Below are 22,462 nucleotides of genomic sequence, written 5' to 3' on the forward strand. Positions count from 1 at the left end.
TGGCTTAGCTAGAGCAGGAAATCTCCAGATGTTTGCCCCACTCTGGCGGTAACGCCGCCAGATCGTTCTTATCCGGCTGTTCGTCAAACGGTCGGCACAACGCCTGATGTAGACGTGTCAGCACGCTAATGTCATCATTTTCTGCCCGTTCAATCGCCATTTGCGCCAGATAATTACGCAAAACGTATTTCGGGTTCGTCACATTCATCAGTTGACGACGCTCCTCATCACCCTGTTCTTCCTGTATCAGCCTCTGGCGATAAGTCGCAAACCAGCTATCGAACGCGGCCCTATCGATAAACTCATCACGTAGCGGCGAGTGCGAGGCCCGTTTTTCACTGTCTGCCAGCAAACGGAACGTGCGGGTGTAGTCGCTGCCTTCCTGCTGCATCAGACGTAACAGCCCGACCAGCACGTCATTATCCTGCGCGCTCGCGGTAAACAAGCCCAACTTAGCGCGCATCAGCGTGCCATAGTGCTGCATCAGTGCCGGTTCATAGCGGGCAAGCGCACGCTCCAGCGTTTCAGTGTCCATCAACCCCGACAGTGCCTGCGCCAGACGATGTAGATTCCACAGCCCTACGGCAGGCTGATTATCAAACGCATAGCGCCCGCGATGATCGGAGTGGTTACAAATAAAGTTGGGTTGATAGGCATCTAAAAAGCCATAAGGGCCGTAGTCGATGGTCAGACCCAGAATCGACATGTTATCCGTATTCATCACGCCGTGTGAAAAACCCACCGACTGCCAATGTGTAATCAGACGGGCAGTACGTTCCACCACATCACCGAACCACAGTTCATAGCGATGCTCATCGTTCTCCCACTGCGGCCAATGGCGGGCAATCACATACTCCACCAGTTGACGCACCTTTTCCGGCTCACGGCGATAGTAGAAGTGTTCAAAATGGCCGAACCGCACATGGCTTTCCGCCACGCGCAGCAGCATGGCGCCCTTTTCCTCCTGCTCACGCTGAACCTGATGTGTGCTGGTGACAATCGTCAGCGCCCGCGTAGTGGGAATCCCCAGATGGTGCATCGCTTCCGAGGCCAGAAATTCGCGAATGACTGAACGCAGCACGGCACGACCATCCCCCATACGCGAATACGGCGTCAGCCCTGCGCCTTTCAGGTGCCAATCCATACTGCGACCATCCGCCAGTTGCTGTTCTCCCAGCAGGATGCCGCGCCCGTCGCCCAGTTGGCCGGCCCACATACCAAACTGATGCCCGCTATAAACCTGTGCCAGCGGCGCCATTCCCGGCAGCAAACGCTCGCCGCTCCAGACGTCATCCTGTTCTGGCGTAAACCAGTCGGAAGACAACCCGAGCTCCATGGCCAATCCCTCGCTGCGATAAAGCAGGCGAGCGCCATGTAGCGGCGTAGGCTGTAGCGCGGTATAGAACCCCGGCAGTTGGTGAAAATAGTGATTTTTGAATAACGGTGTCTGCTGCATCCTGTCTCCCGAATACCACCCTGTTCAGGTGAAGAGAGCCACACGCTCACCACACATCGACTAACGGGTATGCAGAAAGTGTAGAGGGATGGTAATGAAATTAACACGGAGGAAACATAAGGGTATTCGTTTCACAAGCGAGATCCAAACCCCCCTCACGTCCGAAAAGTAGTTAGACCGATTGAATTAGCCAATAAGCACCGTGTGTGGCTCAAGTTCGTCAAAATGTACGGCAGGCCACATTTGCCCCTGAACAGCATCAATGTTCAGTAGTCTCATTTTGTTCAGAATCGCCACGGTATCGATCTCCTTAGCGACAATACTGATGCCTGAATAGCTGTTTTTAATCGTCCGCAGCAGTGGCTCCATCATCAGCGTATTTGCCGGACGCGATAACAGTTGCCTAATAAACTGACGATCCAGCTTCACACCTTGCACCAAGCCATCATGTAAAGGTTTAAGCGTTGTCTTTCCAGAACCAAAATTATCCAGCCATAAAGGAAAGGCCTGACTCAGATTCAGCAACATGGCGTTTTCTTTTCCCTGCGAGAGTTGCGGGAAAAATTCATTAATTTCCAACAGGACAAAATCAAGACGGTTGATTTCGCCGCGCAGCACCTCAGAATTGATTAAAATTTCTGCTATTTCACGCCCCACCTTCAGAACCAATTGAATACGGTTATCGACAAACCATGCGGATTTTTCTTTGATAAAAAGCAGCTGTTCATGAACCAAATCCTGCTTTTGGCGCGGACTTAATTGCATGAGGAGAATATCAGCAGGCATGCTCAGCTTGCCCGAAAGACCATTAAAATGGCTTATCATTTCAACAGCCAGCAGCGTTCCATCCAACCTGAATATCGGCCAAAAAACGTAGTCACTGGTGTAATCAACAGCAAGATGGATGCGCATGATCCTGTACTGCATAGCGAACTATAATAATCACATTACGTTATTATTATAGATGAATCTACAACGCTTATCCGCATAACGCACGAAAAGCGTCTTTCTGCTATGCAACAGGACGTATTTAGCAGCGACTTTCACGTTTTAGCGTAAACTCTGCTCCAGCCAAGCGGCCAGTTCCTGCAATTCGTTTTGCTGTTCGGGGAAAGCGGTAATCAGTGCCTGACACGCAGCCGCCATATTTTCCGGGCGATATGCCGTTCCCTGTAATGCGCAGGCGAGTGCTTCTAACGGCGCGGGGTTCAGGCTATCGGTATAAACCTGCGTGCGGACAATCACGCCCCGCTCCACATCAAAATGTAATTCAACGCCGCCCCAGGTAAATCGGTTATCGAGTAAATGCGAGAAATCCGGTGCCTGACCGAAATTCCATTCCCAGCTACTTTGACGTGCAAACTGTTCGCTAAATCCCGGTAGGTCCGGGTAGGCGGAAGGCGAGATGATTTCCGGTTCACACTGTTCGCCGAAATAATCGAAGAAGGCCTGCGTCACCGTCTGGCAGATCACCTGATGATCGACAGAGGGCAGCAATTCCACCAGATTGGCAACACGAGAACGCACAGACGTAATCCCTTTTGCCTGTAGTTTTTTAATGTCTGGGTTCAAGTAATCGGCTAAACGATTGAGGTCTGCGTTCAGCAGCAGCGTGCCATGATGAAAGCCGCGATCTTTCGTTTCGCGATAGGCAGAACCGGACACCTTGCGCACGCCGTCTGCGGTTTCCACCACCAGATCGTTACGACCCGAGGCGCTCGCCTTTAATCCCAGCGAACTAAGCGCATCCAGCACGATCTGCGTTGAGACGCTTTTATCGTACTCCGGTTTGCCCGCCATGAAGGTAAAGCAGGTATTCCCGAGATCGTGAAAGACCGCCCCACCGCCGCTGCTGCGCCGTGCCAGCTTGATACCATCCTCTTCCATCCGCCGCGTATTGCACTCTTTCCACGGGTTCTGGGCGCGACCAATGACCACGGTTTCCGCATTGCGCCATAAAAACAACACCCGCTGCGTAGTGGGCATCTGACGAAAGATGCACTCCTCAACGGCCAGATTAAACCAGGGATCGTAAGAAGCAGAGATCAATAAACGCAGAGAGGACATAAGTGGATAGCTCCGTGCCGTCAGCAAAACAAAGGAAGGAAAATTAGATGCGGCGGGCCTGCCAGTAAGCCCGTTTCCAGTACACGTTATCCAGTGACGAGCGAATTACGCCCTGACTGGTGGAGGCATGAATAAACTGGTCGTCTTTGTCATAAATACCGACGTGCAACCCACTGCTGCCGCTGCCGGTTTTGAAAAAAACCAAATCACCCGGTAACAGATTATCGCGGTCAACGCGCTCGCCCAGTTCGGTTTGTTCTTCCGTGGTGCGCGGCAGTTGCATGCCAAACTTATCGCGAAATGTCAGGTAAACAAAGCCGGAGCAATCGACGCCGTTACGATCCAGTCCGCCATAGCGATAAGGCGTTCTATACCATTGCCCCAGTTGATCGTTTAGCTGCACCATCACCATGATCGAATCGCTCAGGCGCGCATTCGGCGGCGGATTATTATGCCGACTACTGCTACAGCCGACCAAAATCAGGCTGGCGAGGATCAAAGCATGTCGTAAACGTATCATCGCGATTACCATAAAACCGCCGAGGCCATAGACCTCTAGCGTTTGAAAATACTAGGTATTGGATTAATTTAGCGTTTAATCGGGGTCACTGGCAAGTAAAGGCGATTTTTCCTATTTTCTGACGCCGTCATTTTCTCACTGCGCTAGGCGCTGCGAGTGATGATCCAGTTTCTACCATCAACCACGTGCCGTTGAAACGCGACACCGAACACGGGGGACAGCACCTCCGGCAGCATGACCTCCGCCGTCTCGCCCTGTGCCACCAACGCGCCTTCTGACAATAGCCACACGCGATCCGCATGATGGGCGCTGTGGTTCAGATCGTGTGCGCAAACCATGACCGTGATGCCAAAACGGCAGAGTTCACTCAATAACGCATCCAGTGCCACCTGCTGCGCCACATCGAGGCTATTGGTCGGTTCATCCAGCAGCAGCAGACGCGCATGCGGATTGAGGGTCGGCCAAATCTGCAATAGCGCCGCCACCAGCCGAACGCGCTGCCACTCGCCTCCCGACAGCTGTGTGAGTGGGCGAGCCAGCTTGTCGGTTAACATCAGACGTTCCGCCAGAAAATGCACCACCTTTTCGACCGCATATTCCTGAGCCAGCGGCGGCTGATGCAATTGCCAGTACTGGAATACCGGCATCAGCGCCAGTGGAGGCTGTTGCTGCGCCAGATAAGCACGTCGTACGGCTAAGTCCGCTGCCGTATACTGCGACAGCGGCGTGTCGGCCAGATAGACTTCGCCTTCTCCCGCCAGCAAACCCGCCGCTCTTGCCAGCAACGTGCTCTTTCCGGCTCCGTTCGGGCCAATGATGTGCAACAACTCACCGCGACGACACTCCGCATTCGTCGGCGACAAACGCGGCACGACGCTCACCTGCCGCAACTGTAATACCGGGGAAATCTGCTGCGTCAATTATTTTGCCAGCGCATCGTTGATCGCTTTCACGATAGTGTCATGGTCAGGTGCCATATCCGGCGCAAAACGATCAATCACACGCCCTTCGCGGTCCACCAGGAATTTTTCAAAATTCCACAGAATGTCTTCCGGGTTCTTAGGCTTACGTCCCTTATTGACCAAACGCGCAAAAAAGTCACTTTTCCAGGTCCCGTTGGCTTCCGGCTGTTCACGAATCAACAGCTGGTACAACGGATGACGATTCTCGCCATTCACTTCAATTTTGCTGAACATCGGGAACTGCACGCCAAACGTTCCACGGCAGAACTCCTGAATTTCTTCTTCTGAGCCCGGTTCCTGCCCTGCAAATTCATTGGAGGGGAATCCCAACACGACCAGACCTTTTTCGCGATAGGTCTCGTAGAGTTTTTCCAAAGCTTCATATTGTTTAGTCAGGCCGCATTGAGAGGCGACGTTGACGACTAACACAACTTGCCCTTTAAACGCCTCAAACGTTGTCGCTTTCCCGTCGATAGTGGTCAGCGGAATAGCGTAGATTTCAGTGCTCATCGTTTTGCTCCCTTTAATGATCAATAAGAATGGATAAAACAAGACATACCGCTACAACCGATTACGTAATAACAGCCAGATAAACCATGGCGATCCCAGCGTAGCGGTAACCACGCCTATCGGCAACTCGGCTGAACTCAGCGCAACGCGCGCGACCGTATCCGCCAGCAGCAGAACACCACCGCCGGCCAACGCACAGCCGCTCAATAAATAGCGCTGATCGGTCAACCCGCACAGCCGTAACATGTGTGGGATCACCAAGCCAATAAACGCGATGATGCCAGCCAGCGCCACGCTCAGCCCGACCTGTACGCCCATTACCAGCACGAGAATCGTGCGCCAGCGATAGACGGGAATGCCCAACTGACGCGCCTGAATCTCACCCAGCGTCAACCCGTTCAGTATCGCGCCCTGGCGGCTTAACCACAGTAGCAGCGGCAAGAGCGCCAACATCAGCCAGCCGTGCCGCCAGTCAATGCCGCTGAAGCCGCCCATCATCCAGTACATCAATTGGCGTAAATCGAGACTGGTACTGAAATAGACGGCCCAGGTCATCACCGCGCTACAGATAATCCCGAGCGCAATGCCGATGAGTAATAAACGGGTGTTGGAAATATAACGACGGGCAAAATGGAGCAACAGAAAGGTAATCAGCAGCGCGCCAGCAATTGCACTCAGGCTTAACATCCAGACGGGCAGCAATCCCTGACCCAGTAGTACCGTCAGCACCAAAGCCACGCCTGCACCGTTCGCCACGCCCAGCAGTCCCGGTTCCGCCAACGGATTATCAAAGACGGCCTGCATCACGGTACCCGACATCGCCAGACTGGCTCCCACCAGCATCACAGCCAGTGTTCTGGGAAAACGCAGTTGCCAGACAAAGAGTTGCTGAGCGTCATCCAGCCAGGCCGTCGGCCAAATCCAGCGTTCCCCGGCACACAAACTGACGACCAGCGTAAGCGCGAGAAACGCCAACAGCAGTACCAGACTCCGACGATCGCGTCTGTACTGCTGTTGTTTTAGCTGGCTGTAGTGAGGCAACTGCGTCGCGTGCTTTAGCGGGATATCACCCGGCGATAATGGCTGCATTGTTCACCGTAACAAGGGATCCAGCGCAATAAAAAAGCGCAGTTAAGATAACGTATTGTCACGTATGTTAAACGATTTCGCCTGCCTTACACGCTTTTTCCTTGTTACCGCGACGCAATCAAAATGAATACGACCGCTACTTCGTGCTGCATACCGCAATATAGTTAAGCTGGTTCCGATTGCGGCGGAAGGTATGAAACATGTTGAAGAACATGTCGCGGTTCTCTTTCTTCAGCGCATTTTTTACGATGCGTGCCGCGCCTGCCAGCCCTTCATCATAAATCAGCCCCTGCGGCGTCAGCAGCGTCATGGCGCCGTTATCGTAGCTGACTTTGCTAAAACCACATTCCTGAAACAGCGTCACCCAGCGCTCACGCAGCATCGGCTGCGCATGTACGTTGATCGCTTTATGCATCTGCTCCACCGCCTGCAATGCCCCGGTATCCTTCTCGGAAAGCAGCATGATGTCATGGGTAATCAAGCGGCCGCCCGGTTTCAGCACGCGATAATATTCGGCAATAATGCGGCTCTTGGCCTTGTCGGCATACATTGTCAGCATGGCTTCGTTAATCACCACGTCGAAGTGATTATCGGGAAACGGCAGTTCCAGCGCATTTGCCTGCATAATCGTGACCTGCGATGCCAGACCGTTCGCCGCGACATTCTCCTGCGCTTTCTGTAACGCCACTTTATCCATATCCGCGCCGATGACCTGACAGCCAAAACGGCGTGCGATTTCCATCGCCGTCGTGCCCATATTGCAGGCGACTTCCAGCACGACGCTGTCCTGCCGGAACCCAGCCTGACTGAGCAGCCACTCGGTTGCTTTCCTGCCGCCGGGGCGCAGACGTTTTTTCCCCAACCGGGCTAAAAATTTATGTCCTGCTTCATGATCGCTCATACTGTCACTCCTTCATTCGGTGTTTTCAGCGTCTTCAACATCGTCAGCAACATGCGCGACGATTGCTGCGCATCAACGGCATGTGGGATATTGGCTGGCATACGCACCAACGTACCAGGCTGCGCGACGACGGGTTCACCCCCGATCGTCAGCAATAATTCACCTTCAAGCACCATAACCAGTGCATCATAAGGCGCACTGTGTTCGCTCAAGCCCTGCCCCTGATCGAAGGCAAACAACGTCACATTGCCGCCGTCGGTACGGGCCAACACGCGACTGGCGATCCCCTGTTCGGTTGGGGTAATCAATTCATGGAGAACCAGCGCCTGTGCCGCTGGAAGGGCATTTTCTTTCATGGAAACTCTCCGCTATTCTCGATTCAGCGCACCGTGATTTTGCTTGCTGAATCCATGCAAGTGATTATTATTTTCATTTACTAGCTTTATGGTAATACCAGCCTCTGGGAGGGCAAATGACATTTGTCAAAAAGGCGCTATCGCCCGATGAATACGGCGAGGTGCTGTTTCAGCATGACTGGATGCGCGGTGAACCCAGCGATGTGGTGTGCGAACTCTTGGCAAAAAGCGAACGCCTGTTTTTCCGGCAGGATGACGTGCTGTTTCGCGAAGGCGACAAAATGCAGCACTGTTTGCTGGTTGAAACGGGAAAGTTGCAGGCTTTTCGTCATACCTATGGCGGGGATGAAAAAATTTTCGGTCAGTTTGAACGCGGTGAATTTGTCGCCATCGCGGCGGTGTTTATGGATCACGGCCGCTTCCCGATGAATATCCGCGCGCTGAGCGACGGCCACACGCTGATGATTCCACGGCAGGATATTCACCAGTTCTGTTTGCAGCGCCCGGAGCTGGCGCTACGTTTACTCAACTATCTGGGCAAGAAACTCTACTCGACGATCAACCAAATTGACTGGCTGACGTCCAGTTCCGCACCGCAGCGTCTGGCTGATTATCTGCTGCGGCAGCACCACATTCAGCAAACGCAGCAACTGACATTACCGGTGAGCCGAGGGCAGCTCGCAACGTCATTAGGGATGCGCAGTGAAACATTGAGCCGATTAATGTCCGACTGGAAGCGGCAAGGCTACATTACCTATCGGGGCCATCAGGTGGAATTGTGCGATCTGAATTATCTGAAAGAGCTGGCAGCCGAAGCCAGACGGACATTCTGACTGCTCAGCCTGATTATGCTAAGGCTTTGTAAGATCAACCGTGACGGGCGAATAGAACAACGGTGGTTATACTCTAAATAATTCAAGTTTCAGGACAAAAACGGCAAGGCGTTTTTGAACAGCGCTTGCGCTGACCCCGGAGGGGAGAGGCCATAAGGCCGAATAACGCGGCAAGGGAAGGAATCCCGATGAGCTTACTCAAGTAAGTGATTCGGGTGAGTGAACGCAGCCAACGCACATGCAACTTGAAGTATGACGAGTATATACATTTTGACAATTGTCATTCCCCCATCATCGAATTATCAACTACGCTTAGCTTACATTGATGAGAATCACTCTCATTAACACAATTATCTCATGCCTATCGTGATGAGATACCGTGAGGGTAACGCTATGCTGGGCTTTTTCCGACGAACCTTATCTCTTCATGGCACACGGCCACACCATGGAACATCGTCACGCCATGACAGCCAACAGCCGCCACATTCGCAGGCGGACTCGCCGACAGATACCGCCGCGCATACGCGCTGTAGCGAGAGTGAATACTGTTTCTTTAACCACACCGCCATGTTGCCGTTCGATCAGCTTGACGAGTGTTGCTGCGGCAACGATAGGCAAGAGAAAACGCCGTCCTCACACAATTCATGACGTTTTCTCTTTTTACTGACGTTTAAAACTTGATGCTTTGACCGCGCGTCAGCCAGGCCGCGACAAACTCGGGCACGACGGTGCTGGCGGGGCCGTAAATTTTTTCATCAAACTGGCTTTCTACCTGGCTGGGTTCCAGATTCAGCTCCAGCGTGTAGGCACCGTGTGAATGGGCCTCATGGACAAAGCCAGCAGCGGGATACACATGCCCCGATGTGCCAATCGCAATAAAGTAATCAGCCTGCGACAACGCATGGTAAATCTTGTCCATGTGCAGCGGCATTTCACCAAACCACACTACATGCGGGCGTAAAAGCGCGGGAAATTGACAGCAGTGGCAGCGTTCGCCAACGGCGAGATCGTCCGTCCATTCAACGATCTGTCCACTTTGGCTACAGCGTACTTTCAGTAATTCACCGTGCATATGAATGACGCGCTTGCTACCGGCACGTTCATGCAGGTTATCGATGTTTTGCGTAATCAGCAGGAAGTTATCTTCCAGCATCGCTTCCAGATTCGCTAATGCCAGATGCGCAGCATTCGGTACAATTTCCGGCTGCTGTAGCTGACGACGGCGGGCGTTATAAAACGCCTGCACCAGCTCAGGGTTACGCTGAAAACCTTCAGGTGTGGCGACATCTTCGACGCGGTGTTCTTCCCACAGGCCATCGGTTGCGCGAAAGGTACGAATGCCGGACTCGGCTGAAATGCCAGCGCCCGTCAGTACCACCACGCGCGGTTTTTTCACTTCGCTTGCGGCCAGATAATCACGATGGAAAATACGCGCACGAAGACGCTGTTGCCGCAGTCGCTTTCCCTTATGAAACCGCCCTAATCGTTGACGCGTATACATACTTTCTCCAGCTAGTTATCCATTAAGTGTAGCAACGCCGCGCCACGTACACCGCCCGCATCACCGTGACGCGCTTTCTCTATGCGTGGCAACTTCGCAATCGGTAAAAGCCGTGAAGGAAGACGCGTCGGCAGAATTTGATAAATTTCATCAAAATTCGACAGACCGCCGCCCAACACCAGCAGATGCGGATCGAACAGGGTCAGCAGGTTACCCAGACAGGCCGCCAGCAAATCCATAAAACGATCGACAAACTCCAGCGCTTTTTCTTCGCCGCCACGATAGTGCCGGATGATAGTCACGGCAGGCAGGGCTTCGCCATACAAATGCTCGTACAGCCATTCAAAACCGCGACCGGAAATATAATTCTCGATACAGCCCAACTGACCACAGCCACACTTCACACGGGGAATATCCACGCCAATAATATCCAACGCATCGGACGGCAGGCGGAGATGACCGAACTCACCAGCAATGCCGTTGCGTCCGTCCACCGGACGCCCGTTAATCACCAGCCCACCGCCCAGCCCCGTCCCCAGAATTAGGCCCAGCACGACAGGATAGGAACGAAACTCCGCATCCCAGGCTTCCGACAGCACAAAACAGTTGGCATCGTTGTTGATGCGAATATCGCGCTGCAAACGCTGCGACAGATCTGTACGCAGCGGTTTTCCCATCGTCGCAGGCAGGTTAGCGGTAAATAGCGCGCCGTTATCGCCCGTTTGTATTCCCGGTATACCAATACCGATCTTCCCCTGAACGCCGACCTGTGCGTCGGCCTCATGCACCAGATCAACCAGCGTAGTGAGCAGCTCATCGTAATGCGTGCGCGGTGTCGGCACCCGCTTTTGCCACACCTTGTTCAACGCCGCATCGAACACGCCCAGCTCAATTTTCGTGCCGCCCATGTCGAAACCGTAGTACATGACTGCTCCTTAGGGTGTGATCGCTTTCCCACACGATAGGGACTATCCCCGTCATATCTCAAGCCGCATGTGCGTTGGTTTGGCTTACTGTCCGCTCAACACGCGGGCAGGGTCAATCCGGCTGGCGCGCCGTGCCGGATACCAGCTGGCAATCAGGCTTAACACCAGCGAGGTTCCTAATACGATAAAGACATCCATCAGATGCAGTTCCGACGGCAGGAAATCAATAAAATAGATGTCGCCGGACAGCAGCTTATGGCCGATGAGTGCCTCAATGCCGTGAATAATCGGCGTCAATTGCAAGGTCGCGATCACGCCAATCACCGCGCCTATCACGCTACCCAGCAGCCCGGCCAATAGCCCGTACCAAATAAAGATAGCCCGAATCAGGCCGTCTGATGCACCCAGCGTACGCAGGACCGCGATATCGCTGCTTTTGTCTTTCACCGCCATCACCAGCGTTGAAACAATATTAAAACAGGCCACGCCGATCACCAGGATCATCGCTAAATACATGATGGTTCTCACCATCTGGATGTCCCGGTACATATAACCATAGGTGCCAATCCAACTGCGAATAGTGACATAAGCCTTCGTGACTTCGCCCGCATCGCGCACCAGCTTATTGGCGGAGAACACGTCGTTAGCTTTGATGGCGATCCCCGTTACGCTCTGCCCCATATCCAGATACTGTTGGGCATCCGCAAGTGGAATCAGCGCTAAACCGTGATCGAGCTGGCCGCTCAGTTGTAAAATGCCGCTAATGTGCAGCCGGATACGTTTCGGCTGCATCAGCTTCATTTCCGGGTCGCTGTTCGGGATCATCACCGTGACCCAGTCCCCTTGCGCAACATTCAGCGCCTTTGCCACGCCTTGCCCAATGATGACCTGCTGTTCGCCCGCATGAAACCGCTGCCAGGCATCATTGAGAACATAATTAGGCAGCGCGCTGAGACGTTTCTCCTGCTGCGGATCGACGCCTTTTACCTGAACCGCCTGAAGTTTGGCACCGTTCTCCAGCAGACCGGTGAAATTGATATAAGGCGCTGCGGCTGCCACGCCAGGCACTTGTTCGATTTTAGGCAGGATGTCCTGCCAGCCGTCGAAAGGCTGATTGACCGGGGCGATCTCGCCGTGCGGCACTACCGCGAGAATACGGTTATTCAGTTCGCGTTCAAAGCCATTCATCGCGCTCAGGCCAAGAATCAACACCGCCACGCCGAGGGCGATCCCCAACGTCGAAATGACCGAAATCAGCGAAACCATGCCGCCACGCCGACGGCCACGGCTAAATCGCAGGCCAATCAGCAACGAGAGCGGAGGAAATGTCATTGCCGCGCTCCCATCAGGGTCAGTTCCTGTTGCAACTGACCGTCGCGCATTTCCAGTTGGCGGTTCAGCCGGCTAGCCAGTTGCAGGTCGTGCGTCACTACCAGAAACGCAGTGCCCTGCCGGACATTCAGCTCTCCCAGCAGTTCGAAAATAGTATCCGCCGTGCGCTGATCGAGGTTACCGGTCGGCTCGTCCGCCAGCACCAGCGACGGGCTGTTAACCAGCGCTCTGGCAATGGCAACACGCTGCCGCTCGCCGCCGGACAGCTCCGACGAACGGTGGTGGCTGCGCGCTTCAAGCCCAACAGCCGCCAGCATTTCACGTGCTTTATCCTGCGCCTGCGACGTTGGCACTTTGCCAATCAGCAGCGGCATCGCCACGTTTTCCAGCGCGGTGAAATCCGGTAGCAGATGGTGAAACTGATAAATAAAACCTAGCTCGCGATTGCGTAAATCCGCTTTTGCCGCCGCAGAAAGCGTACTCAGCGGTTGGCCTTTAAAAATAACCTCGCCTGACGTCGGCGTATCCAACCCGCCCAGCACATGCAGCAGCGTACTTTTGCCAGAACCAGAGCTACCGACGATCGCCATCATCTCCCCGCTGCTCATCTCAAAAGAGACATCGCGCAATACGTCGGTCGACAGCTTGCCGTCCTGATAGCGTTTGGACAGGTTATTACACTGCAATAACGGTAAATCACTCATAACGTAAAGCCTCAGCGGGTTGAACGGCGGCAGCGCGCCATGACGGGTAAAGTGTCGATAAGAGGGCAATCACCATCGCGGAAATGGCGATAGTCACCACCTGCGCGGGGTCAATATCCACCGGTAACGCAGCGCCATCCAGCAATACGCCGAGAATTGGCATCAGCGTATTCAGTTGGCTGGCCAATAGCGTCCCCAGCAGTGCCCCTAGCAACGCGCCAATGACGCCAGCGCTGCCCCCCTGCACCATAAACACCGCCATAATCTGGCGTTGAGTCAGCCCCTGCGTTTGCAGAATGGCGACTTCACCCTGTTTTTCCATCACCAGTAAACCCAGCGAGGTAATAATGTTGAAAGCGGCCACGGCCACGATCAGGCTGAGCAGCAACCCCATCATGTTTTTCTCCATGCGCACGGCCTGAAACAGCTCGCCTTTACGTTCGCGCCAGTCTTTCCAGACCGTGCCTTCCGGCAGCGTTTGCGTGCTCAGCGTATCGACCGACAGCGGCTTTTCCAGCCATAAACGCCAGCCGGTAATGTGGTTCGCCGGGTAGCGCATCAAGCGAGAGGCATCCTGCTGATTCACCAAAAGCTGGTAGCTATCCACCTCGCTGTTCGCGGCAAAGGTGCCGGCAACGGTGAAGATACGCTGGCTGGGAATACGCCCCATCGGCGTCAGTTGGCTGGCGCTCGTCACCATCATACGAATCTGATCGCCAGCTTTAACGCCCAGCTGTGCAGCCAGTGTCTCGCCCAAAATGGCCTGATATTGACCAGATTTCAGCTGCTGCTGTTTGACGTTAACCAGATAGCGCGACAGCGGCTCCTGCTCATCAGGATCGATCCCTAACATCACGCCGACAGCGACGCTACGGGCGCTTTGCAGCACCACATCGCCCGTCGTCAACGGCGCAATGCGCGTCACGCCCTCCAGCGAGTCTAAGGAAGAAGCAGGAATCAACGCCGGGTTCAGCGAACCTTGCGGCGTAGAGATAACTGCCTGAGGCATCACACCCAGAATATTGCCTTCCAGTTCACGCTCGAAGCCATTCATCACGGAAAGCACAGTGACCAACGCCATCACGCCCAGCGTGATGCCAATGGCGGATAACCAGGAGACAAACCGGCCGAAGCGGTCTGATGCGCGCCCACGCATGTAGCGCAGGCCAATAAATAAAGCGACAGGTTGATACATGAAATCCGTCTGGATAAGGTTGCCAAAGCAAAGTGATCAAGGATAATAAAGGGTAGTACTGCTTTATGGAACCCTAACACCCTCACTCTACGGCTTTTTCTTATTCCTGGCCGGATGCAGGGAGGCGAGACCCGATAATCAGATGATGCCTGAAAATTACCGTTATTCGCTGCCATCCAAAGCCGGTGAGCAGCGCCTGCTGGGCCAGTTAACCGGTGCTGCCTGCGCCGTTGAATGTGCAGAAATTATTGAACGCCACGCCGGGCTGGTGGTACTTATCGCCCCTGATATGCAAAATGCCCTGCGCTTACGCGATGAGATTCAGCAATTTACCGACCAGCACGTCACCACGTTGCCTGACTGGGAAACGCTGCCCTACGATAGTTTTTCTCCGCATCAGGAAATTATTTCGACCCGCCTTTCCACTCTTTACCAGCTTCCCAACATGACGCGCGGCGTTCTGATTCTGCCGGTCAACACGCTGATGCAGCGCGTTTGTCCGCACAGTTTCCTGCACGGCCATGCGTTGGTATTGAAAAAAGGCCAGCGCCTCTCGCGCGATAAGCTGCGTTCGCAGTTGGAGCAGGCGGGCTATCGCAGTGTCGATCAGGTCATGGAACACGGTGAATATGCCACGCGCGGCGCGCTGCTGGACCTGTTCCCGATGGGGAGCGAAGAGCCCTATCGTATCGATTTCTTTGATGACGAGATCGACAGTCTGCGTCTGTTCGATGTGGATACGCAGCGCACGCTGAATGAAGTGCCGCACATTAATCTGCTGCCTGCGCACGAGTTCCCAACGGATAAAACCGCCATTGAGCTCTTTCGCAGCCAGTGGCGCGAACAGTTCGAGGTCCGGCGTGATGCCGAGCACATCTACCAACAGGTCAGCAAAGGCGTCTGGCCAGCAGGGATCGAATACTGGCAGCCGTTATTTTTCAGTGAACCGCTGCCATCGCTGTTCAGCTACTTCCCGAACAACACGCTGATCGTCAACACGGGGAATATCGAACAGAGCGCCGAGCGCTTCTGGCAGGATATTCAGCAGCGTTTTGAAAGCCGCTGCGTCGACCCTATGCGCCCGCTGCTGCCGTCAGACTCACTCTGGCTACGGGTAGACGGTCTGTTCACGGAGCTGAAAGCGTGGCCGCGCGTGCAGTTGAGAACCGATACGCTGCCGGAAAAAGCCGCTAACGTGAATCTGGCCTATCTGCCGCTGCCGGAGCTGGCGATTCAGCATCAGCAGAAATCCCCGCTGGATGCGCTGCGCCGCTTTATCGAACAATCCGAAGGCCAGATCATTTTCTCCGTTGAGAGTGAAGGCCGTCGCGAAACGCTACAAGAGCTGCTGGCACGCATCAAACTGAACCCTACGCTCATCAGCACGCTGGAGCAGGCTCAGGAACGCGGCACTTACCTGATCATCGGTGCCAGTGAGCACGGTTTTATCGACACGCTGCGCCAGCGCGCCTTAATCTGCGAAAGCGATCTGCTGGGCGAACGCGTTAGCCGCCGTCGTCAGGATAATCGCCGCACGATCAATACCGATACGCTGATCCGCAACCTGGCGGAACTACGGCCGGGGCAGCCCGTCGTCCATCTTGAACACGGCGTGGGTCGCTATGCCGGGCTGACCACGTTGGAAGCGGGCGGCATCAAAGCCGAATACCTGATTTTGACCTATGCGGGCGAAGACAAGCTGTACGTCCCCGTTTCCTCATTGCATTTGATCAGCCGCTACGCGGGCGGTGCCGATGAAAATGCACCGCTGCATAAACTGGGTGGCGATGCGTGGTCACGCGCGCGGCAAAAAGCGGCGGAAAGAGTACGTGATGTCGCCGCCGAACTGCTGGATATTTATGCTCAGCGCGCGGCGAAAAGCGGTTTTGCGTTTAAGCATGACAAAACGCAGTATCAGCTTTTCTGCGAAAGTTTCCCCTTCGAGACCACGCCCGATCAGGCGCAGGCCATCAACGCCGTGCTGAGCGACATGTGCCAGCCGCTGGCGATGGACCGTCTGGTGTGTGGCGATGTCGGCTTTGGTAAAACCGAAGTGGCAATGCGCGCCGCGTTTCTGGCGGTTGAAAACCATAAACAGGTTGCCGTACTGGTGCCGACGACGCTGTTGGCGCAACAGCATTTTGACAACTTCCGCGATCGCTTTGCCAACTGGCCCGTGAAGATTGAAATGATCTCCCGTTTCCGCAGTGCGCGTGAGCAAACTCAGGTGCTGGAGGAAACCCAGGAAGGCAAGGTCGATATTCTGATCGGCACCCATAAGCTGTTGCAGAGCGACGTGCGCTGGCGCGACTTAGGGCTGTTGATTGTGGACGAAGAACACCGCTTCGGCGTGCGTCACAAAGAGCGCATCAAAGCGATGCGGGCGGATGTCGACATCCTGACGCTAACCGCCACGCCAATTCCGCGCACGCTCAACATGGCGATGAGCGGGATGCGCGATCTGTCGATCATCGCCACGCCCCCTGCCCGTCGTTTAGCGGTGAAAACGTTCGTGCGCGAATATGACAATCTGGTGGTGCGCGAAGCCATCCTGCGTGAAATTCTGCGCGGCGGGCAGGTGTATTACCTCTATAACGATGTCGAAAATATCGAGAAAGCCACTCAGCGACTGGCGGAACTGGTGCCGGAAGCGCGCATCGCTATCGGCCACGGCCAGATGCGTGAACGCGAACTGGAACGGGTCATGAACGACTTCCACCACCAGCGTTTTAACGTGCTGGTGTGTACCACCATCATCGAAACCGGGATCGATATTCCAAGCGCCAACACCATCATCATTGAACGTGCCGATCATTTCGGTCTGGCACAGCTGCACCAGCTACGGGGCCGCGTGGGGCGTTCCCACCATCAGGCTTACGCCTATCTGCTGACGCCGAATCCTAAAGCGATGAGCACCGATGCGCAGAAACGTCTGGAAGCGATCGCTTCGCTGGAAGACCTCGGCGCAGGCTTTGCGCTGGCCACGCACGATCTGGAAATCCGCGGTGCGGGCGAGCTGCTTGGAGAAGACCAGAGCGGACAGATGACCAGCGTCGGTTTCTCGCTGTATATGGAACTGCTGGAAAGCGCCGTCGATGCTTTAAAAGCAGGCAGGGAGCCATCGCTGGAAGATTTGATCAACAGCCAGACCGACGTCGAACTGCGTTTGCCTGCTCTGCTGCCCGATGATTTCATCCCCGACGTCAATACGCGTCTGTCGTTATATAAACGTATCGCCAGTGCGAAAACCACCGACGAGCTGGATGAACTAAAGGTCGAACTGATTGATCGTTTCGGTCTCCTTCCTGATGCAAGCCGCTATCTGTTGCAGATTGCCGCCCTGCGCCAGCAGGCACAAGCGCTGGGTATTCGCCGTATTGAAGGCAATGAGAAAGGTGGATTTATCGAATTCAGCGAGCAAAATCGCGTCGATCCGTCCCACCTTATCGGCCTGTTACAGCGCGATCCGAGCACCTACCGTCTTGATGGCCCAACCCGCCTGAAATTCATGAAGGATTTGAGCGACCGTCCGCAGCGCATCGAGTTTATCGGCTCACTGCTGGGGAACATGGCGCAGCATACGCTGGCGGCGTAACTCGCTTTGACGAGTATAAACGGGAACCTGAAGGTTCCCGTTTATACCAACCGCTCCCGTGCTGTAGCCATGTCACGCCGGTGGCAGGCCACGCTACGTCGGAATTCATCTCATTTCCTTTTTATCTCATTTAGTTGAGCGAGAAATACCGGTCGCCATACGCATGAAGCGGTCAAAGGCACGGTCTGATAGCAGCCGACGTATGCACATTATCGGCTTTGCACCAAAACCGACGGCATAGCGTGTTTTGGGCCGACGAGCACTCACTGCCAGAGCGATAGTGTCAGCAATCACATGCGGGGAAGACTGGCGTTTCCGGCTACGTTCACTCACCATGGAATCGGCCATCGCCTGTGCCTGTTTTGCATAGGCGCCGTCCCCTGATACCCCCAACAGTTTCGCGGCGGCAATATCTGCCCACTCGGTTTTAATGCCACCCGGTTCAATGACCACGACATCAATACCGAAAGGCTCCACTTCCAGACGCAGGCAGTCGCTGATCGCTTCCAGTGCAAATTTGGTTCCGTGATACCAGGCACCGAGAGGTGTATAAATCTTCCCGCCCATCGAGGTAATGTTAATCACGGTGCCAGAACGTTGTGCCCGCATATGCGGCAGTACCCGTTGCGTTAGCTGTACTGCACCAAAGACGTTCACCTCAAACTGGGCGCGTCCTTCCTCTAGAGACACCTCTTCCACAGCGCCATAGGAACCATAACCCGCATTGTTTACCACAACGTCGATACGCCCACATTCGGCAATGATGGTATCCACCACCGTCTGTATCGAGACACTCTCTGTCACATCCAGCGGCAGTACCCGTATCCCCGCCTCTGCCAGTTTCTGCATCCTCTCGACCCGACGAGCAGCAGCATAAATAGTATGGCCGGCGGCCTTTAAACGCATAACGGTCGCTTCACCAATCCCCGAGGAGGCGCCAGTCACCAGAATAACTTTTGATTTCATACATTGGCCCTTATTGCTGACATAACACGGTGACGCACGCGATGTGCTCATCATCGTCCTTGTGATGTACTGTAGGCGACACTATCAACCACGGGGATAGCGTATTGCGCCATGTCACTTGCCTTATGCGCCAATCATCAAAACCGGTATTCAAATAGCGTGGCGTTGTTACTGTAAGGCGGTTTGTCAGTGTAAGCGCGCCGTATTGCGAACGCTGTCCGGGGTCTGGCCCGTCCACTCATGGAACGCTCGGTAAAAGGAGTTCGGATCGTCAAACCCGAGAAGAAAAGCGATTTCACCCGCGGGCATTGATGTGCTCTCGAGATAATGTCGTGCCAGTTTTTCACGCGTACGGTTCAGCAGTGAGCGAAAGTTTTCTCCTTCTTCTTCCAGGCGCCGTTGGAGTGTTCGCCTGCTCATCGCCAGGCGGCCCGCAACCACATCGACACCTGCGCTATTACCGGGCAGTAATTCCAATAGCAGCGCCCGAACACGCTCGGTAATACTGGCCTTCTCATCCAGTTCACTCAGGCGACGGCGAAGTTCAGGCTCGAAAATCTTCCACATTCCATCACTGGCCGTCAGGAATGGACTCAGGCTGTCGGTTGATGAAAAGGTAATTAACGGTTGTGGGCCATACACAATGTCACACCCAAAAAAATGGGTGTAATGGCGGGAATACGGCGACGGCGGGAGCACAGGCAGAGCGACATGAAGCGCATTGACAGATTCACGCGTACCCAGCTCCGCCAAACGAATAAAAAAGGCAAGCTCCGCAATCTGCAATGAGAATGGCACCTCGCTTTGTGCATACAGCCAGACAGGTGCCAGCGTCATATTACCATCCTGACCTACCCGGATATCCAGACGCATCGGAGCCATCAACTGCTTGTACTTTGCCAGTCGTTGAGCGGCCTGCATCAGGCTGGTGCTGCACAGCGCGGCAAAAAGTGGAGGATCAAAAAAGTCAGCGGAAACCTTTTTCACAATATCCAGAGGAAATAGCGGTGCACCGACCTCCTCTTCAAGCCCCTGCCAAAAGCGAAAATATTCTGCCGTAGAGAGCCCCACGGCGCTTCTCGACAGTAAGTCATCCGGCAGGCCAGCCCTGCGCATTACATTCACAGGCCGAACACCCAAATCCTTCAACAAGATCTTCCAGCCCGCGTTGAGAAAAAATATTTCGCTGCGTGTCATCTTCACTTCTCAGACCATCTGGTGATGGAATCGTCGGTTGATAAGCAAGCTGCCATTTTAGGGTAAAATAAGGGCAGAAAACTTGCTATATGCGCCAGAATGGTGGCAATTCATGCCATCGCCGGGCAATACATCAGACTTTACAAGCCCTGCCGGAACGCAGTAAAGTCGCCAACCTTTTTATGGCCCGTCATCTCTGGCGGCGCCTTTCCGGGCCGTCGCCGGTGCGACGTTAAACGTTTTTCCCGGAAATTTTCATGGCATGGGGCACGACGATGTTTATCGGTTTTGACTACGGCACGGCGAACTGTTCCGTGGCAGTGATGGATTCAGGTACACCACGGCTCCTGTCGCTGGAAAATGGGTCTCCTTATCTTTCCTCTCTGCTGTGCGCGCCCGTGCGTGAAGCCGTGAGCGAGTGGTTATGGCGGCACCATCAGGTCAACGCAGAAGGCGAGAACGCGTTGCTGCTCAAGCGCGCCATCAGCTACAACCGCGAGGAAGACATTCGCGTGCAGCCCGATAGCGTGAAGTTCGGGCGCGAGGCGTTACGCCACTATATGGATGACCCGGAAGAGACGTGGTTTGTTAAATCGCCGAAGTCCTTCCTCGGGGCTGTCGGACTGAAAGCGCAGCAGATTGCGCTGTTTGAAGATCTGGTTTGCGCCATGATGCTGCATATCCGCACGCAGGCAGAAAGCCAGCTTGCCCAGCCTATTCGTCAGGCCGTCATCGGCCGCCCGATTAACTTCCAGAGTATCGGCGGCGAAGAAGCCAACCAGCAGGCGCAAGGCATCTTAGATCGTGCGGCACACCGCGCCGGATTTGAAGACGTCGTCTTTCAGTTTGAGCCCGTCGCCGCCGGGCTGGATTTCGAATCGACATTGACGAAAGAAACACGCGTGCTGGTCGTGGATATCGGCGGCGGAACCACCGACTGTTCCATGCTGCTGATGGGGCCAGAGTGGCATAAACAGCACGAACGCGCGCAAAGTCTGTTAGGACACAGCGGCTGCCGCGTTGGCGGTAACGATCTGGACATCATGCTCGCGTTCAAACAGCTCATGCCGCTGCTTGGCATGAATAGCGAGACGGAAAAAGGCATCGCACTGCCGATTATGACCTGGTGGAATGCCGTCGCGATTAACGATATTCCGGCGCAAAAAGAGTTTCATAGCACCGCCAGCCGCACGTTAATCAACGAAATGATCCGCGATGCGCGTCAGCCCGAACTGGTAAAAAGACTGCTGACCGTATGGCAACAGCGCCTAAGCTACCGTCTGATCCAACTGGCGGAAGAGAGCAAGATTGCGCTGTCCAATCAGTCGGAAACGGCAGCCGATTTACACTTTATTGAATCAGGTCTGGCAACGTGCATTCATGCGGATGAACTTAACGCCGCGATCGATAATCCGCTAACTCGCATTCAGCAGCAGGTGACGTTGGCGTTAGAAACCAGTCAGACCCGTCCGGAAGTGATCTACCTGACCGGCGGTAGCGCACGTTCTCCCCTGCTGCGTCAGGCTATTCAGCAACTGCTCCCTGATATTCCTATCGCCAGCGGTAACGATTTTGGTTCCGTTACCGCCGGACTGGCGCGCTGGGCAGAAATTATCTTTCGCCGTTAAGCCAAAGACGAGACGTAAGCTATCCGTCTCGTCAGGCCATCGTGTTATTTATTTTTGATTAACTAGCGTGGCTTGACTAACAGCCCCCGTAGCAGCAATTCCAGCGCGGCAACGCCTTGTGCCAGCCGCGCATTACCATCCTCTCCGTCCGCAATCCAGAACGCCGCTTCAGCCAGACTGCCATAGATTAAGAATGCCAACGCCTGCGGATCGGCTTCAGCCACTACGCCCTGCCGGATAAGGTTATCGATCAGCCGCTGCATCGACTCAACGCAATGACGCTGTGAATCCGGTGAGGCACCACCCAGCACGGCACGGGCATCGCGTAGCACAATCCGCTGAATTTCCGGCTCCAACGCCATTTCCAGATAGGCACGGCAGCGACGACGAAAACCGTCCCAGACATCCTCGGCGGTGTCGGAGATGACCTGCAGTCGTTCATCCATCTCAGCATCGATCTGTTCCACTACCGCCGCCAGCAATCCCTTTTTATCACCAAAATGATGATAAAGCGCCCCACGGGTCAAGCTCGCCTGCGCGGTAAGATCGTCCATTGAGGTATCCGCATAACCGCGTTCGCTGAAGACCTTACGGGCGGTCGCCAACAGCGTAGCGCGGGTTTCTTCCATTTCAGCACGGGTACGGCGAACCATCGACACTCCTTTACATACATTCCGTATGATTATTTACATTCACTCCGTATGAATATATGCTTTTATTCATA

The 22,462-nt window shown here is 54.5% G+C and carries 21 protein-coding genes; 4 read left to right on the forward strand and 17 right to left on the reverse strand.

Annotation, left to right across the window (positions count from 1 at the left end):
* Positions 1 to 4 precede the first annotated feature (4 nt).
* The 9 genes from WCT94_RS06855 to WCT94_RS06895 form a co-directional block, all read right to left on the reverse strand.
* Complete coding sequence (locus WCT94_RS06855; protein ID WP_336868730.1) at positions 5 to 1,456, reverse strand: protein adenylyltransferase SelO; 1,452 nt, start codon at positions 1,454 to 1,456, stop codon at positions 5 to 7.
* 186 nt (positions 1,457 to 1,642) lie between these two features.
* A complete protein-coding gene (locus WCT94_RS06860; RefSeq protein WP_336868731.1) occupies positions 1,643 to 2,368 on the reverse strand; it encodes an EAL domain-containing protein in 726 nt (241 codons plus the stop codon).
* A gap of 138 nt (positions 2,369 to 2,506) precedes the next feature.
* Positions 2,507 to 3,523: a lipoate--protein ligase A gene (locus tag WCT94_RS06865; RefSeq protein ID WP_336868733.1), complete on the reverse strand. Its 1,017-nt coding sequence runs from the start codon at positions 3,521 to 3,523 to the stop codon at positions 2,507 to 2,509.
* Between the two features lie 43 nt (positions 3,524 to 3,566).
* Complete coding sequence (locus tag WCT94_RS06870) at positions 3,567 to 4,043, reverse strand: NlpC/P60 family protein (RefSeq protein WP_220467019.1); 477 nt, start codon at positions 4,041 to 4,043, stop codon at positions 3,567 to 3,569.
* 143 nt (positions 4,044 to 4,186) lie between these two features.
* The gene (gene btuD / locus WCT94_RS06875; protein ID WP_336868735.1) at positions 4,187 to 4,963 is read right to left on the reverse strand and encodes a vitamin B12 ABC transporter ATP-binding protein BtuD; all 777 of its coding nucleotides are present in this window, start codon (positions 4,961 to 4,963) and stop codon (positions 4,187 to 4,189) included.
* Positions 4,964 to 5,515 carry a glutathione peroxidase gene (locus WCT94_RS06880; protein ID WP_336868736.1) on the reverse strand — a complete coding sequence of 184 codons (552 nt, stop codon included), beginning with the start codon at positions 5,513 to 5,515 and terminating at the stop codon, positions 4,964 to 4,966.
* Between the two features lie 51 nt (positions 5,516 to 5,566).
* Positions 5,567 to 6,604 carry a vitamin B12 ABC transporter permease BtuC gene (gene btuC / locus WCT94_RS06885; RefSeq protein ID WP_336868738.1) on the reverse strand — a complete coding sequence of 346 codons (1,038 nt, stop codon included), beginning with the start codon at positions 6,602 to 6,604 and terminating at the stop codon, positions 5,567 to 5,569.
* A gap of 136 nt (positions 6,605 to 6,740) precedes the next feature.
* Positions 6,741 to 7,505 (reverse strand): class I SAM-dependent methyltransferase, encoded by a 765-nt coding sequence (locus WCT94_RS06890; protein WP_039471582.1) that lies wholly within the window; start codon positions 7,503 to 7,505, stop codon positions 6,741 to 6,743.
* Complete coding sequence (locus tag WCT94_RS06895) at positions 7,502 to 7,861, reverse strand: cupin domain-containing protein (protein ID WP_336868739.1); 360 nt, start codon at positions 7,859 to 7,861, stop codon at positions 7,502 to 7,504. Before WCT94_RS06895 ends, WCT94_RS06890 begins: the two co-directional genes overlap by 4 nt.
* 116 nt (positions 7,862 to 7,977) lie before the next feature.
* Between WCT94_RS06895 and WCT94_RS06900 the strand changes: the two genes are divergently transcribed.
* Both WCT94_RS06900 and WCT94_RS06905 read left to right on the forward strand, forming a co-directional pair.
* Positions 7,978 to 8,694: a Crp/Fnr family transcriptional regulator gene (locus WCT94_RS06900; protein WP_336868741.1), complete on the forward strand. Its 717-nt coding sequence runs from the start codon at positions 7,978 to 7,980 to the stop codon at positions 8,692 to 8,694.
* A gap of 393 nt (positions 8,695 to 9,087) precedes the next feature.
* On the forward strand, positions 9,088 to 9,342 hold the full coding sequence (locus WCT94_RS06905) for a hypothetical protein (RefSeq protein WP_336868743.1): 255 nt from the start codon (positions 9,088 to 9,090) through the stop codon (positions 9,340 to 9,342).
* Positions 9,343 to 9,364: 22 nt separating this feature from the next.
* Here the strand turns inward: WCT94_RS06905 and cobB are convergent, their stop codons facing one another.
* The 5 genes from cobB to lolC all read right to left on the reverse strand — a co-directional run bounded on the left by cobB (position 9,365) and on the right by lolC (position 14,352).
* Positions 9,365 to 10,195, reverse strand: coding sequence for a Sir2 family NAD+-dependent deacetylase (cobB, locus tag WCT94_RS06910; RefSeq protein ID WP_336868745.1), 831 nt, complete (start codon positions 10,193 to 10,195; stop codon positions 9,365 to 9,367).
* Between the two features lie 11 nt (positions 10,196 to 10,206).
* A complete protein-coding gene (gene nagK, locus WCT94_RS06915; protein ID WP_336868746.1) occupies positions 10,207 to 11,121 on the reverse strand; it encodes an N-acetylglucosamine kinase in 915 nt (304 codons plus the stop codon).
* Between the two features lie 84 nt (positions 11,122 to 11,205).
* Positions 11,206 to 12,453 (reverse strand): lipoprotein-releasing ABC transporter permease subunit LolE, encoded by a 1,248-nt coding sequence (gene lolE, locus WCT94_RS06920; protein ID WP_336868748.1) that lies wholly within the window; start codon positions 12,451 to 12,453, stop codon positions 11,206 to 11,208.
* Positions 12,450 to 13,157, reverse strand: coding sequence for a lipoprotein-releasing ABC transporter ATP-binding protein LolD (lolD, locus tag WCT94_RS06925; RefSeq protein ID WP_039504846.1), 708 nt, complete (start codon positions 13,155 to 13,157; stop codon positions 12,450 to 12,452). The genes lolE and lolD overlap by 4 nt, the downstream gene beginning before the upstream one ends.
* Positions 13,150 to 14,352: a lipoprotein-releasing ABC transporter permease subunit LolC gene (lolC, locus tag WCT94_RS06930; protein WP_336868749.1), complete on the reverse strand. Its 1,203-nt coding sequence runs from the start codon at positions 14,350 to 14,352 to the stop codon at positions 13,150 to 13,152. Before lolC ends, lolD begins: the two co-directional genes overlap by 8 nt.
* A 142-nt stretch (positions 14,353 to 14,494) precedes the next feature.
* Here lolC and mfd point away from each other — a divergent pair, with 142 nt between their 5' ends.
* Positions 14,495 to 17,947 (forward strand): transcription-repair coupling factor, encoded by a 3,453-nt coding sequence (mfd, locus tag WCT94_RS06935; protein ID WP_336868751.1) that lies wholly within the window; start codon positions 14,495 to 14,497, stop codon positions 17,945 to 17,947.
* 126 nt (positions 17,948 to 18,073) lie between these two features.
* Here the strand turns inward: mfd and WCT94_RS06940 are convergent, their stop codons facing one another.
* Positions 18,074 to 18,913 (reverse strand): oxidoreductase, encoded by an 840-nt coding sequence (locus tag WCT94_RS06940; RefSeq protein ID WP_336868753.1) that lies wholly within the window; start codon positions 18,911 to 18,913, stop codon positions 18,074 to 18,076.
* 186 nt (positions 18,914 to 19,099) lie between these two features.
* Complete coding sequence (locus WCT94_RS06945; RefSeq protein ID WP_336868755.1) at positions 19,100 to 20,110, reverse strand: AraC family transcriptional regulator; 1,011 nt, start codon at positions 20,108 to 20,110, stop codon at positions 19,100 to 19,102.
* 275 nt (positions 20,111 to 20,385) lie between these two features.
* On the opposite strand from WCT94_RS06945, the gene yegD reads away from it, so the two are divergent.
* Complete coding sequence (gene yegD / locus WCT94_RS06950) at positions 20,386 to 21,738, forward strand: molecular chaperone (protein WP_336868863.1); 1,353 nt, start codon at positions 20,386 to 20,388, stop codon at positions 21,736 to 21,738.
* Between the two features lie 62 nt (positions 21,739 to 21,800).
* On the opposite strand, the gene WCT94_RS06955 is transcribed toward yegD, so the two are convergent.
* Positions 21,801 to 22,391 carry a TetR/AcrR family transcriptional regulator gene (locus tag WCT94_RS06955; RefSeq protein ID WP_336868756.1) on the reverse strand — a complete coding sequence of 197 codons (591 nt, stop codon included), beginning with the start codon at positions 22,389 to 22,391 and terminating at the stop codon, positions 21,801 to 21,803.
* Between the last annotated feature and the right edge of the window lie 71 nt (positions 22,392 to 22,462).

It is taken from the genome of Pectobacterium sp. 1950-15, from assembly GCF_037136835.1.
Lineage (GTDB): Bacteria > Pseudomonadota > Gammaproteobacteria > Enterobacterales > Enterobacteriaceae > Pectobacterium.